The following is a 13,267-nucleotide window of genomic DNA, read 5'->3' on the forward strand; positions in this document are numbered from 1 at the left end:
CTAGTAGGTTCTTTCTTCGCCTTGGCTGGTCAAAATTTTTGGCCCATCCTTGGTAATGACAAAGACATGTTCGTACTGGCAAGACAAGCCGCCATCTAGGGTCTTATGCGCCCAACCTGTTTTTTGATCGGTATCGATTTCCCAAGTCCCAGTGTTAATCATCGGTTCGATGGTCAAGACCATGCCTTCACGCAAGCGAAGTCCACGTCCCTTGACCCCGTAGTGAGGCACGAGCGGATCTTCGTGCATGGTTGGTCCAACTCCGTGTCCGACTAAGTCACGTACCACGCCGTATCCTTTTCCTTCGGCATATTCTTGGATGGCAGCGCCAATATCGCCCAAACGATTACCGACAACGGCTTGCTCGATGCCACGGTAGAGGCATTCTTTGGTCACTTCCATCAAATCACGCACTTCTTGTGACACCTCACCAACCGCATAAGCCCAGCAAGAATCTCCCACGCCACCGGTATAGGTTTGGGTATAGGCTTTCATCTGCTCGATATTGTTAAAATCTAGCTTAGACACATCCACCACGGACTTATCCAGCGGCTCACTAAGCACCATATCCACCTTCAAAAGGTCTCCTTCTTTTAGGATATAATGACGTGGAAAGGCGTGAGCCACCTCATCATTGAGGCCACAGCAGGTAGCATAAGGGTAGTCCATGAGGCTGCCTTCCACCCCGATTTGAAGGGGGAGGACATTTTCTTCCTTGCAGCGTCTTCTGACATACTCCTCAATCTCCCACATGTCTAGCCCTGGTTTGATCATATCTCTCAAGTGGCGATGAATATCGGCAAGAACAGCTCCTGCTCTTTCCATCGCTTCGATTTCTCTTTGTGATTTTAGTGTAATCATTTTCTTCCTCTTTTTTTCTATTTTTTATCTTGGTCTTTCTAATCGAAAGACCTCATACCATTCGGTTCGATGGGTATAACGGTCACTCCCTTTAAAGCTAGAATGATGGTGAAATCCAGCCTTTTGTGCCACTTTCTGACTAGCTTTATTGTCCCTATGGGTGACGATTCTTAGCGTCTTTAGCTGCCACTCCTCAAAGGCTTTCTGACTCATCAAGCGCACACATTCACTGGCATATCCCTTGTTCCACGCGCTTCTTCTGATCACATAAGCCAAGTCAGCGCTCGCCTTTTTCTCTTTGAAGGCTTCTAGGCGAATGGCCCCTAAAAAGGCTTGAGTGCTTTTTTCGACAATCGCCCATTTGCCTAGCGGCTCTTTGATCCAGTCATGCACTAGGAGATATTCAGCCTGCTCCTTCGTCAACCCTTTTGGAAAGATATAGCGGGCATTTTCCTTGGTCTGTGTCATCTCTAAAAAATCAGGAAAATCCGCCATACAAAAGGGGCGCAAATAGACCCGTTCTCCCTCCATGAAAGCAGACTTGGCTAAGGCAATCCATCTGTCCATGGCAAAATCCTAGAGCAGCCCTTCGATTAGCTCATCCACCTCATCCAGCTCGGCTTTTGGCGTGATTTCTGTCACCTTAATCCCTGCCACTGCTCGCTCGATTAAGCCTTCAACATCCAGTCTCGCCTCGTATTGCTCAACATTTTTGATTTTCGGATTGGTCTTTGGACGGTCTGGCGCAAAAATAGTACAGCAGTCCTCAAAAGGCTGGATAGACAGCTCAAAGGTGTCAATGGCCTGAGCCAACTCGATAATCTCTAGTTTGTCCATGGTCACCACGGGACGTACAATCGGTGTCGTGGTCACAGCGTTGATGGCCTGCATGCTTTCAAGCGTTTGGCTGGCCACCTGCCCTAGACTTTCTCCATTAACGATGACCAAGCCCTTTCTCTCCTCACGGATGCGGTCAGTAATCCGCAACATAAAGCGTCTGGTCAAGGTCATCAAGTAACTTTCTGGCGCTTTTTCCTTGATTTCTTCTTGAATTTCTGTGAATGGCACTTCGATAAACTGGATATTGCCGCCAAACTTGGTCAATTTTCGCGCCAAATCCTGCGCCTTTTGCAGCGATCCTGGACTGGTGTAAGGCGGACTAGCAAAATGCACCGCCTCAATCTCAACGCCACGCTTGAGCGCCAAGTAGCCGGCAACTGGTGAGTCAATCCCACCAGACAACATGAGCATGCCTCGTCCAGATGTCCCCACTGGCAGTCCACCTGCGCCTTTGATTTCCTCATGAGAGAGATAAGCCGCATCATCTCTGATTTCCACCTTGAGGTTGACATCTGGCACTTTCATCTGCACCTTAATCTCTGGCAGAGCCTCAAAAACAGCGCCTCCAAGCAACTGATTGAGCTCTTGACTATCCCAGTCAAAGGTGTGGTCGCTACGCTTGGTGGTGATTTTAAAGGTCATGCCCTCACGATAGAGGCCTGTCATGATGGTTTGGACGGCTTCTTTTAAGGCTTCCAAATCTTTTTCAACCTTATAAGAAGGCGAAAAGGCTTGAATCCCAAAGATATGCCTCAAGGCTTCTGCGATGGGCTGATAGTCTGTCCCATTGAGGTAAACATGGGTCCTGTCACGGTCAGATCTGACTTTAACCTCTGGGTAGGGGGCAAGGACATGTTCGATATTGCGCCTAAGTTGGTTGATAAAGCGCATACGATTTTTTCCTTTGGTCGATAGCTCGCCGTGGCGAACCATAATTTCAACGTAATCCATTACTGTCTCACTTTCTTGGTTTGATGGTAAATCTCGTCAAAAACGTCTAAAAATCTGGCCACTTCTTCAGCTCTTGTGGTCTCATCTAGACTGATGCGAATAGCGGTTTGCGCTTGTTTGGCAGGAACGCCCATAGCGATAAGCGTACCAGCTGGTTTGCCTGCCTTGGACGAACAAGCACTGGTGGTCGAGAGATAGATGCCCCTATCCTCAAAGGCATGCACCATGACCTCGCCACGCACCCCCTTGACCCCAAAAGTCACGATATGAGGGGAGCCGTCTTCACTAGAAAACAGGGTCACATCGGAATAAGAGGAAAGGCTGTCTAATATCTGCTTTTTGAGGAGCTGCAAGCCTTCAGCCTGTTTTTCAGCCTTGTCCAAGGTCAATCGCAGAGCCTTGGCCGTCGCTACAATCCCTGCAAGATTTTCTGTCGTAGAACGCAAGCCCTCTTCTTGCCCACCACCGCTTAAAAGCGGGGTCAAGCGTTTGCCACGTTTTTTGTATAAGATGCCGACCCCTCTAGGCCCATGAAATTTGTGGGCAGAAAAAGAAGCCAGATCCACGCGCTCAGGCAAAAAGTCCGCCAAAGGGAGCTTGCCGATAGCCTGGACCGCATCGACATGAAAGGTGACAGTCGGCCTATCCTCTAAAAGACTAACCAACTCACGAATAGGTTGCACCGCTCCCATCTCGTTATTAACCGCCATCACTGATACCAAAATCGTATCTGGGCGCAAGAGCGCTTCAAAAGCTGCTACATCCACACGACCAGACGCATCAACAGGAGCGACACTCACCTCAAATCCCAAGCTCTCCAGCCAAAGGGCAGACTCCCTCACGGCAGGGTGTTCCACAGCTGAAATGATAATGTGCTTGCCATAAGCCGCTTTTTCAAAAGCCACTCCCTTGAGCGCCCAGTTGTCACTTTCCGTTCCACCTGAGGTGAAAAAAATCTCATCCGCTTCCTTCCCCAGCAAGTCTGCTATTTGCTTGCGACTAGCTTCCAATAAACGTGTCGCCTTGGTTCCCAAATCATGCAGGCTTGAAGGATTTCCAAAAAACTGCAAGGCCACCTCACGATAAGTGGCTAAAACCTCCTCATAGGGCTTGGTCGTTGCAGCGTGATCCAGATAAATCATAGCATTCCTTTCCTTTTGTCAGTGTTTCTATTATACCACAAGTCTTTCTTTACTAAAAATTTTTGTCTTTTCGCGAATAAAATCATATAATAGAAAGGTACCATAAAAAGGAGAAGATTATGAGTCAACATTATTCTAGAAAAGAAAAAACCAAACCCCAACCCTCTGCTACCGAGCATGTCAAGACAGGTTTTACCGCCCTTCAAAAAACCGTTGCCCTCATTGGTAGTATCCTCAGTATCGTGGTAGCTTCTCTCACCATTAACAATGCCTTAAATAGCAATAAAGATAAAGACAAGTCTAATAACGACACCCCAAAAACCACCATTATCCAAAAAGAACCTGCCGCAGCCAATCAAGAAGAAAAAACAGCAGACACCCCAGCACCTTCAGCAGACACTTCTGCAAAAGATGAAAACGAAACCAGCACTAGCTCATCTGAAAGCCAAGCAAGTGCAGAAAAAGCGCAAGCAGACACAGAAACAAATACCAGCACCCCTGCTGCCACAGCTAATCAAGAAACTGGTACCGCAGCTGATACAACCAATAAACCATAGCATTATTCTTCACATACCAAAAGAGAGTGGCATCCCACTCTCTTTTTATCGCATGGTCACAAATTCTTCTGCGCCTGTCGGGTGAATAGCGACCGTTTGGTCAAAATCAGACTTGGTCGCCCCCATCTTGATGGCAACGGCAAAACCTTGGATCATCTCATCCACGCCTGCTCCGATACCGTGTAGGCCAACAATCTTTTCATGCTTGCCCTGACAGACGAGCTTGAGGTGACAAGGTTCAGGATCCTTGGTGATGGCTGTGTACATCGAGGTAAATTTGGATTCATAGACCTTGATATCGTCTTGCCCAAAGCGCTCGATAGCAGCCTCCTCAGACAGACCGACCGAACCAAGCGCAGGATGGCTAAAGATAACCGTCGCCACATCCGTATAATCCATCTTTTCCTCTGGCTTATGATTAAAGAGGCGTTCTGAAAGACGACGACCCGCTGCGACCGCTACGGGAGTGAGGGCAAGTTTCCCATTGACATCACCCACCGCATAAATGCCCTTGATGTTGGTATTCTCATAGGCATCCGTCTCGATAAAGCCTTGAGGATTGAGTTTGATGCCGATTTTATCCAGTCCAAACCCTATGACATTTGGCTTGCGCCCGATCGCCCAGATGAGCGTATCGACCTCGTAGCTCTCGCCATTTTCTAGGGTCAAGACTAAACTACCATCTGCTTGTTTTTTCACAGATTTTGGAGTCGCATGCGGATGCAAGTGTACCCCTTCTTTTGCCATGGTCTTGGTAAGAGTTTCCACAATCCCCTTGTCAAAAGTGCGAAGAGGTCGATCCTTTCTCATAAAGAGATGGGTCTCGCTGCCCAAGGCATTGAGCACCCCAGCTATCTCAACAGCAATATAACCAGCTCCCACGACAGCTACACGCTCTGGCAATGCGTCAAGGGCAAAAAAGCCATCAGACGTGATACCATACTCAGCCCCAGGAATCTCAGGCAAAACAGGGTGCCCACCTGTCGCAATCAAAATATGAGGTGCCGTATAGGTCTCTCCACCAGCTTCCACCGTATGCTCATCCACAAACTGCGCATAAGCCTTAATGTGCTCAACCCCGTTACTAGCTAAGCCTCTCTCATAAGAACCATGAATCCGGTCGATATAAGCCTCACGATTGGCCTTTAAGGTCTTAAAATCAAAGGACCAGTCCGCAAGCTCAAAACCATAGGGAGCTGCATAATGTTTGATGGTTGAGGCCACCTCAGCCCCATTCCACATCACTTTTTTAGGGACACAACCCACATTGACACAGGTTCCCCCTAGGTCTTTTGCTTCAATTAAAAGCACCTTAGCCCCGTACATGGCCGCCCGATTGGCAGACGCAATGCCGCCACTTCCTGCTCCAATGACAATATAATCATAGGCTTTCGTCATTTTCGTTTCTCCTTTTTCATTCATATCTTAACTCTAACATAAAAGCCAGTGATTGACAAAAATCTGCTACAAGGCATCAAAAAAGCTGGACACTGCCAGCCTTTTCTTCTCTCTTAAACCAACTCTTGTAGAGGTTTAAAGACGATTTTTTCAATATCAAGCATATAAACAGACAAGCGTTGTTGTGCTGCAAAATAGTCTCTTAAAATCGGATTTTGATTGATGCGCTCGCTCATGGCTTGCATCTTGTCTTGATCTTCTTGAGACGGGATATGCCCCGTTTGAAGCATGCCTTGCACCTCTTGTTGCAAAGCTGAAAACTCATCCCAAAGTGCTTTTGCCTCGCTATCTGCCACGATGTCTTGTTTGATTTTTTCAACCTCTTTGTATTCTGGCAATTGGCGAATTGCACGCTCTAATTCGTTGGCTAAATCATAAATAGATGTTGACATAGTTATCTCCTTTTTTATTAGTTTATTACTTATTTACAGTCTCCTCGGTCCAAAAGGTCCAAGATATGTACCATATCAGCAATAGGTAACTGCCCTTGGCAACTAGCTTCTGACAAGCTCGCAAACGTCCAGCTAGACCCGATTAGATCCCCAGCAAGACGCGTCAATCTTCCCATCACTCCCATAGACATGGTGACATAGGTCTGTTCGGGATTAAGCGCCTTGATGCCTCTGGTGTAGTTCATCAAATCCAGCACATCCTGCTGGCTCTTTGGCATAACAGCCACCTTAACCACTTTGGGAGAAAAGGTGGTGAGCTTTGAGAAAATCTCAAGCAGATTATCCGGCGTTTCGTCCATATTGGTATAGGACAAGATGAGATTTGGAAAGTCTAAAAGCTGGTCAAAGACCTCCCGATGAGAAAAAAACTCAAAATCAATGTAGTCTGGCGCAAACAAAGACTGAATTGACTGGATCAGCTGAACATACTCTTGGCTAGTGACCTCCATCTCGCCACCTTCTTGTTTGGTTCGCAAGGTGAAACAGATTTCATGCCCAGAAAATTTCTCAAAAATCACAGGCGCAACAGAGATAATCTCCTCTTTTTTGAGGTAATCTGCTCGCCACTCGATAATATCTGCCGCCTGATAGAGGCTAGCCTCTAAATTTTCTGCCTCTTCTTTACTTTTTGGCATGACAGAGACAACTAATTTCATTTATCTATCCACCTTTATTGTCAATACTTTTAGGTAATTACTGCTCGGGTCAAAAGGGTTGACCGTAAAATCAGCTGGTAACTGGAAGGTCGCCTGATATTGATGAGACCTTGCTCCAAAACCTTTTTCGATTTCTTTTGTAAACTGAGCCAAAGACACATTGCTGGCATTGGTCGAAGCAATGATGAGCCCACCTCCACTTAATAGCGGAAGACTATCCTCGATCAGTTTATGATAGTCTTTGGCAACGGAGAAGGTCTTTTTCTTATTTCTGGCAAAACTAGGCGGATCAAGAATAATCACATCAAAGGTCAAGCCCTTTTTCCTCGCATATTTGAAATACTCAAAAACATCCATGACGTGAAAAAGATGCCTGCTGGTCTCAAGACCATTGGCTGCAAAATGCGCCTCAGAAAGAGGACGAGAGCGCTTGGCCAAATCCACAGAAACCGTTTCTCTTGCTCCGCCGTAAGCCGCTGCCACCGAAAAAGCCGCGGTATAAGAAAACATGTTTAAGACACGCTTGCCCTTGGCTAGCCCTAAAACCAGCTCTTTTCTCACCTCATGCTGATCGAGGAAAATCCCTGTCATCAAGCCATCGTTCAAAAAGACTTGATAGCTGACCCCATTTTCCTTAATTAAAAAGGTGTCAGGAGCCTTCTCACCGTAAAGGTGGGCGCTTTCGTAGTCTAAACCAGAAAAACGAATCTTTTCATAAGCCCCTTTTAGCTCAGGAAAAACGCTTTTAAAAGCCTCAACAATCCGCTCTCGGTTCTCATAAACAAAGCGATTGTACCACGAAAAGAGGGCAAAATCTCCATAACGGTCAATCGTCAGACCACCAAAATCATCCCCGTCTTGGTTAAAAAGGCGATAAGCCGTCGTTTCCGTATCCTTTTGATAAGACAGGCGTTTTCTCTTAGCTACTTTAAATAATCCTTCAAAATAGTCCACAGACAGGTTTTCAATCCCTTGTCCCAAAAACCAGCCAATCCCTTTTTGTTGCGAAGCGAGATAAGCTGTTCCTAGATTTTGATGTTTATACCGCAACCGAACCAAGCCAGTCGCTTCCTCAATCACATCTTTTGGGGACAATAATTGCACCCCTTCTCTTATCTTTTGGGCGCAAAGAGAGGTCACTTCTACCATTTTCATGTTTCCTATTATAACAAATTTTACTGCATCAGTCTATATCCACTCTTGACATCTTTTTTCAGTTAAGGGCTCATTTTCAGCAAGTCTCATGTTCTCATTTACCCTTCTTTTTGAAATATGGTATAATGGGAATGAGATTTTACATTTAGGAAATTTTTTGAACGAGGACTTTTCTTGTGAAAAAACTAATCAAAACCCTTCGTCAGGCTGTGAGTACCCGTCTTGGTTTTATCCTCACTCTCCTGATTTGTTACTGGCTCAAAAGCACTTGGGCCTATCATGTTGACTTTAATCTAGGGCTTGAGAATCCCTATCAACTTCTCCTCACCCTGATTAACCCTATCCCGATTAGCCTCCTCTTTTTAGGACTGGCTCTTTATGTGAAACCTGCCAAGGTCTTTTACCCTCTCACATGGGTGCTTTATGCGATTTTAAATATTCTTCTCATCGCTAACGCCATCTATTTCAGAGAGTTTTCAGACTTTATCACCATCAACACCATCATGGCGACCTCAAAGGTTTCTGCTGGACTGGGAAGCTCCGCCGTCAATCTCTTGCGTCCTTGGGATGTGGTTTATCTCCTTGATGTTTTTGTCTTTATCTTTCTCTTTAAGAAAAAGATCATCACAAGAGACCCTAGACCACTCAGCGTGCGGGCTAGCTTTGCCGTCAGTGCCTTTTCAGCCCTGCTCTTTTCGATTAACCTCTTTATGGCAGAGGTCGATCGTCCAGAATTGCTTTCTCGTGGTTTCTCAAACACCTATGTGGTGAGAGCCCTTGGTCTTCCTGCCTTTCTTGGTTATGATGGGAACCAAACCTATCAAACCCAAAAAGTCCGCTCAGAAGCCAAGCCCGAGGAAATCAATGACGTCAAAAACTACATCAAACAGCACTACGCTGAACCCAATCCAGCCTACTACGGTATCGGAAAAGGGCGCAATGTCTTTATCATCCACCTAGAGAGTTTCCAACAATTCCTCATTGACTACAAGCTCAATGTGGACGGAACCGAACACGAGGTGACACCCTTCATCAACTCTCTCTACCATTCTAAGGAAACCTTTGCCTTTTCAAACTTCTTCCACCAAGTCAAGGCTGGAAAAACTTCTGACGCCGAAACGCTAATGGAAACCTCTCTGTTTGGGCTCAACCAAGGTTCCTTCTTCGTCCAATATGGGGGAGCTAATACACAAGAAGCTGCTCCTGATATCCTATCCCAAGTCGATGGCTACACGAGTGCTGTCTTTCATGGCAATATCGGAACCTTCTGGAATCGCAGTAACGTCTATAGACAACTGGGCTACAACTACTTCTTTGACCAATCTTACATGTCAAAACCCAATAAGAAAAATTCCTTCCAATACGGGTTAAACGACAAGGTCATGTTCAAGGACTCCATCAAGTACTTAGAGCGCATGCAGCAGCCCTTCTATACCAAGTTTATCACCGTTTCTAACCACTATCCCTACCAGAGTCTCTCAGGGGATGAAACAGGCTTTCCTCTCGCAAAGACCGACGATGAAACCATCAACGGTTATTTTGCAACAGCCAACTACCTTGACTCAGCCCTTGAAGCCTTCTTCAACTACCTCAAGGCAGCTGGTCTTTATGACAACTCGATTTTTGTCCTCTACGGAGACCATTATGGGATTTCCAACTCCCGCAACACGAGTCTAGCTAGCCTTTTAGGGAAAAACCCTGAAACTTGGACTGACTACGACAATGCCATGCTCCAACGCGTGCCTTACATGATTCACATCCCAGGCATGGACCAAGGCTTCATCAGTGATACTTATGGCGGTGAGGTGGATAACCTCCCAACGCTCCTCCATATCCTAGGCATCGACTCTAGCAAATATGTGGAACTCGGTCAAGACCTGCTCTCCCCACAAAATAGTCAAACCGTTGCCTTTAGAACTTCTGGAAACTTCGTCACACCGAAATACACCAGCTATGACGGCAAACTTTACAACACTCAAACAGGAGAGGAAATCACCAATCCTGACCAAAGCACCGTAGCTGAAGTGGATAAGATTAAGGAAGCCACCAAGCTTCAACTGTCAACTAGTGACCGCATCCAAACAGGGGATCTCCTGCGATTTGACAAGGACAGCGGTCTAAAACCGATTGATACCTCAACCATTTCTTATACCAAATCCTTCCCAGCCCTCAAGGCGATTGAGAAGAAAAAAGGCAGCAAATCAACCAGCCTTTATAGTCAAAATGGAAACAAATCCACCCAAGACCTCTTCCAAGCGCCAAGCTATGTGGCTTTACACGAGGAAAAAGAAGAAACGAGCGAAAGCTCCAGTTCTTCTGACGAAAATAGTGAATAAGAAAAACCCATCAGTGAACTGCACCCCAAAAGTTAGACACAAAATCTAACGATTGGGGTGCTTTTCTTATGAAATTAAGTTATGAAGATAAACGAGGTATATACAAGTTGAGAAAGAGAGGTGTATCATGGCCTCAGATCAGTCAGCGATATGAAGTCTGTCCTTCCAATCTCAAGTACATGGTTAAACTCATGGATAAATATGGTGTTGAGATTGTTGAAAAGGGTAAAAATCGGTATTATTCACCCGAATTAAAGCAGGAAATAATGGATAAAGTCTTGATTCATGGTTGCTCTCAACTCTCAGTTTCCCTTGATTATGCCTTGCCAAATCGAGGGATGCTCCCAAATTGGATAGCCAAATACAAGAAAAACGGTTATACTATTCTTGAAAAATCAAGAGGGAGACCACCAAAGATGGGACGTAAACCAAAAAAGACTTTGGACCAAATGACAGAGTTAGAACGACTAAAACATGAAAATGAATACCTTAGAGCGGAGAATGCTGTGCTAAAAAAGCTGAGAGAATACCGCTTGAGGGACGAAGCAAAGCGCAAAGAGCAACAGAAATCATTCAAGCATTAACGAATCAGTTTTCCCTAGAAACGCTACTCGAAATCCTTGATTTGCCACGCTCCACCTATTACTATCAAGTGAAGCGACTGGCTAAGCCAGATAAGGAGAAAACTATCAAGGATGAAATACAATCTATTTATGATGACCATAAAGGTAATTACGGCTATCGTCGGATTCATTTAGAATTACGAAATCGTGGCTTTATCATCAATCACAAAAAGGTGCAGCGCTTGATGAAAGAGTTAGGCTTGACCGCTCGTATTCGTCGTAAGCGCAAGTATTCTTCTTACAAAGGTGAGGTTGGTAAGAAGTCTGATAATCTGATTAAACGTCAATTCGAAGGCTCTAAACCTTACGAGAAGTGCTATACCGATGTGACGGAGTTTGCCTTACCTGGAGGGAAACTTTATCTCTCCCCTGTTCTTGATGGCTATAACAGTGAGATTATTGATTTTACCCTATCTCGCTCCCCTGACTTGAAACAGATTAAAACCATGCTTGAGAAGGTTTTTCCAGCAGATTCATATAGCGGAACCATTCTTCACAGCGATCAAGGCTGGCAATACCAGCACCAATCTTATCATCACTTTTTGAAAACCAAAGGAATTCGTTCCTCTATGTCTCGCAAGGGAAATAGTCCAGATAATGGGATGATGGAGTCCTTCTTTGGCATTCTCAAATCTGAAATGTTTTATGGATTTGAGAAGTCTTATCAATCCCTTGATGACCTTGAGCAAGCTATCACAGATTACATTTTTTACTACAACAACAAACGAATCAAAGCAAAACTAAAAGGACTTAGTCCTGTGGGGTACAGAACTAAATCCTTTAGATAAATAAAATGTCCAACTTTTGGGGGTCAGTACACAGCTGATGGGTTTTTCTTATTACTCTGCACCAAGTGCTGCCATGGTGATGTAGTTGTAAGGCTTGTTGAAGTGTGGCAAGAAGAAGATGTCAAGAAGGGCAAGGCGATCAATGGTCACCTTTTCTTGAATGGCTAGGGAGAACATGTGGATTCCCATAGACATGTCTTCTTTAGAAGCCATTTGCGCTCCTAGCACCACACGTGTGTCCTTATCATAGACAATCTTGAGGGTCACAGGATAATTGTCATGTTCGATAAATTCAGGTTTTTGATTGTCAGTAAACTCGGTTACAGCTGCATTGTAGCCAAAACGCTTCGCCTTTTCCAGCGTCAAACCAGTAGAAACCATCTTAAGATCATAGATGGCAATCCCGTTTGAACCTTGAACGCCGATAGACTCAAGTTCTGTACCGCAAGCATTGTGGGCTGCAACGATACCAGAACGTACCGCATTGGTGGCAAGAGCGATGTAGTTGGTGTCCTCAATCGCATTGTCATAAACCGTTGCACAGTCACCGATGGCATAAACGTCCTTGAGGCTGGTTTCTTGTTTCTTGTTAACGAGGAAGGCACCGTTGCGGAAGAGTTCAATCTTGCCATCACCAAGAGCGGTATTTGGACGGAAGCCAACAGCCAAAATAACCATATCCACATCAAAGGTTTCCTTATCAGTCACGATACGCTCAACCTTGCCATCTCCTTCGACTGCTTGAACCGTTTGACCAAAGGCAAGTTGGATGCCATGGTCTTCAAGGTTCTTGCTCATCATATCGGTGAGGTCGCGGTCATAATATCCAGCAAGACAAGTATCTACTACGTCAATCAAAATAACTTCTTTTCCTTCACGTTGGAAAGCTTCTGCTAGCTCAACACCGATATAGCCTGCCCCCACAACAGCTACGCGTTTGATGTCCTTGTCTTTTAACTTTTCAATCACGTCTGCTGCATTTTGATAGAGTTTAACAAATTGCAAGTTTTTAAGAGTGGCTTCAAATTCACGTGATCCTTCTTTGATTTCTGCTCCCTTGATTGGAGGAAGGATAGGCTGTGAGCCTGTCGCAAAGATGAGCTTGTCATAAGACTCAACGTGTTTTGAACCGTCTTCTAAAATAGCATGAACTTCCTTGTTATCGTAGTCGATGGACTCAACAGGAGCGTTCATATAAACTTTTGCCCCCATGCTCTCCAACTGCTCCTTGTCAGAATAGAAGAGACCTTCTGGACCTGAGATTTGTTTTCCGATCCAAAGCGCCATCCCACAACCGAGGAAAGAAATGTTTGAGTTTTGGTCAAAGACAATGACTTCGTTATCTGAGCCATAGTTTGCTAACATGGTCTTAATACATGCTGTACCAGCGTGGTTCGCACCAACAACAACAATCTTACTCATAGAAAAAACCAACTTTCGTTTTATTT

Annotated in this window: 12 protein-coding genes; 3 read left to right on the forward strand and 9 right to left on the reverse strand. The window is 45.2% G+C overall.

Annotation, left to right across the window (positions count from 1 at the left end):
- The 4 genes from ACZ49W_RS06330 to ACZ49W_RS06345 are packed head-to-tail and all read right to left on the reverse strand — an operon-like array spanning position 1 to position 3,794.
- On the reverse strand, positions 1 to 861 hold the full coding sequence (locus tag ACZ49W_RS06330; protein WP_464814470.1) for a methionyl aminopeptidase: 861 nt from the start codon (positions 859 to 861) through the stop codon (positions 1 to 3).
- 24 nt (positions 862 to 885) lie between these two features.
- Complete coding sequence (locus ACZ49W_RS06335; RefSeq protein ID WP_464814471.1) at positions 886 to 1,428, reverse strand: GNAT family N-acetyltransferase; 543 nt, start codon at positions 1,426 to 1,428, stop codon at positions 886 to 888.
- A 9-nt stretch (positions 1,429 to 1,437) separates the two neighbouring features.
- On the reverse strand, positions 1,438 to 2,652 hold the full coding sequence (gene thiI / locus ACZ49W_RS06340; protein WP_464814472.1) for a tRNA uracil 4-sulfurtransferase ThiI: 1,215 nt from the start codon (positions 2,650 to 2,652) through the stop codon (positions 1,438 to 1,440).
- On the reverse strand, positions 2,652 to 3,794 hold the full coding sequence (locus tag ACZ49W_RS06345) for a cysteine desulfurase family protein (protein WP_464814473.1): 1,143 nt from the start codon (positions 3,792 to 3,794) through the stop codon (positions 2,652 to 2,654). The genes thiI and ACZ49W_RS06345 overlap by 1 nt, the downstream gene beginning before the upstream one ends.
- 119 nt (positions 3,795 to 3,913) lie before the next feature.
- Here ACZ49W_RS06345 and ACZ49W_RS06350 point away from each other — a divergent pair, with 119 nt between their 5' ends.
- Positions 3,914 to 4,351 (forward strand): DUF6556 family protein, encoded by a 438-nt coding sequence (locus ACZ49W_RS06350; RefSeq protein WP_464814474.1) that lies wholly within the window; start codon positions 3,914 to 3,916, stop codon positions 4,349 to 4,351.
- Between the two features lie 45 nt (positions 4,352 to 4,396).
- On the opposite strand, the gene gorA is transcribed toward ACZ49W_RS06350, so the two are convergent.
- The 4 genes from gorA to ACZ49W_RS06370 all read right to left on the reverse strand — a co-directional run bounded on the left by gorA (position 4,397) and on the right by ACZ49W_RS06370 (position 8,072).
- Positions 4,397 to 5,749 carry a glutathione-disulfide reductase gene (gorA, locus tag ACZ49W_RS06355; protein ID WP_464814475.1) on the reverse strand — a complete coding sequence of 451 codons (1,353 nt, stop codon included), beginning with the start codon at positions 5,747 to 5,749 and terminating at the stop codon, positions 4,397 to 4,399.
- Between the two features lie 113 nt (positions 5,750 to 5,862).
- Entirely contained in the window at positions 5,863 to 6,201 is a 339-nt protein-coding gene (locus ACZ49W_RS06360) for a YlbF/YmcA family competence regulator (RefSeq protein ID WP_464814476.1), read from the reverse strand.
- 29 nt (positions 6,202 to 6,230) lie between these two features.
- On the reverse strand, positions 6,231 to 6,917 hold the full coding sequence (locus ACZ49W_RS06365; protein ID WP_464814477.1) for a type I 3-dehydroquinate dehydratase: 687 nt from the start codon (positions 6,915 to 6,917) through the stop codon (positions 6,231 to 6,233).
- Positions 6,918 to 8,072, reverse strand: a complete 1,155-nt coding sequence (locus tag ACZ49W_RS06370) for a class I SAM-dependent rRNA methyltransferase (RefSeq protein ID WP_464814478.1) — start codon at positions 8,070 to 8,072, stop codon at positions 6,918 to 6,920.
- Between the two features lie 176 nt (positions 8,073 to 8,248).
- Here ACZ49W_RS06370 and ACZ49W_RS06375 point away from each other — a divergent pair, with 176 nt between their 5' ends.
- Both ACZ49W_RS06375 and ACZ49W_RS06380 read left to right on the forward strand, forming a co-directional pair.
- A complete protein-coding gene (locus tag ACZ49W_RS06375) occupies positions 8,249 to 10,408 on the forward strand; it encodes an LTA synthase family protein (protein WP_464814479.1) in 2,160 nt (719 codons plus the stop codon).
- 68 nt (positions 10,409 to 10,476) lie between these two features.
- Positions 10,477 to 11,819, forward strand: a protein-coding gene (locus tag ACZ49W_RS06380; protein WP_464813996.1) for an IS3 family transposase whose coding sequence is annotated in 2 segments (ribosomal slippage) — positions 10,477 to 10,927 and positions 10,927 to 11,819 — 1,344 coding nt in all. Because the reading frame shifts where the segments join, the coding sequence is not laid out codon by codon here.
- A gap of 51 nt (positions 11,820 to 11,870) precedes the next feature.
- Here ACZ49W_RS06380 and nox read toward each other — a convergent pair.
- Positions 11,871 to 13,241, reverse strand: coding sequence for a H2O-forming NADH oxidase (gene nox, locus ACZ49W_RS06385; protein ID WP_464814480.1), 1,371 nt, complete (start codon positions 13,239 to 13,241; stop codon positions 11,871 to 11,873).
- Between the last annotated feature and the right edge of the window lie 26 nt (positions 13,242 to 13,267).

Source organism: Streptococcus sp. STR1/CE/0325, assembly GCF_055386095.1.

Coding starts and splice junctions, on each gene's coding strand:
- ACZ49W_RS06330 (WP_464814470.1), bottom strand. CDS start 861: ATGATTACACTAAAATCACAAAGAGAAATCGAAGCGATGGAAAGAGCA.
- ACZ49W_RS06335 (WP_464814471.1), bottom strand. CDS start 1,428: ATGGACAGATGGATTGCCTTAGCCAAGTCTGCTTTCATGGAGGGAGAA.
- thiI (WP_464814472.1), bottom strand. CDS start 2,652: ATGGATTACGTTGAAATTATGGTTCGCCACGGCGAGCTATCGACCAAA.
- ACZ49W_RS06345 (WP_464814473.1), bottom strand. CDS start 3,794: ATGATTTATCTGGATCACGCTGCAACGACCAAGCCCTATGAGGAGGTT.
- ACZ49W_RS06350 (WP_464814474.1), top strand. CDS start 3,914: ATGAGTCAACATTATTCTAGAAAAGAAAAAACCAAACCCCAACCCTCT.
- gorA (WP_464814475.1), bottom strand. CDS start 5,749: ATGACGAAAGCCTATGATTATATTGTCATTGGAGCAGGAAGTGGCGGC.
- ACZ49W_RS06360 (WP_464814476.1), bottom strand. CDS start 6,201: ATGTCAACATCTATTTATGATTTAGCCAACGAATTAGAGCGTGCAATT.
- ACZ49W_RS06365 (WP_464814477.1), bottom strand. CDS start 6,917: ATGAAATTAGTTGTCTCTGTCATGCCAAAAAGTAAAGAAGAGGCAGAA.
- ACZ49W_RS06370 (WP_464814478.1), bottom strand. CDS start 8,072: ATGAAAATGGTAGAAGTGACCTCTCTTTGCGCCCAAAAGATAAGAGAA.
- nox (WP_464814480.1), bottom strand. CDS start 13,241: ATGAGTAAGATTGTTGTTGTTGGTGCGAACCACGCTGGTACAGCATGT.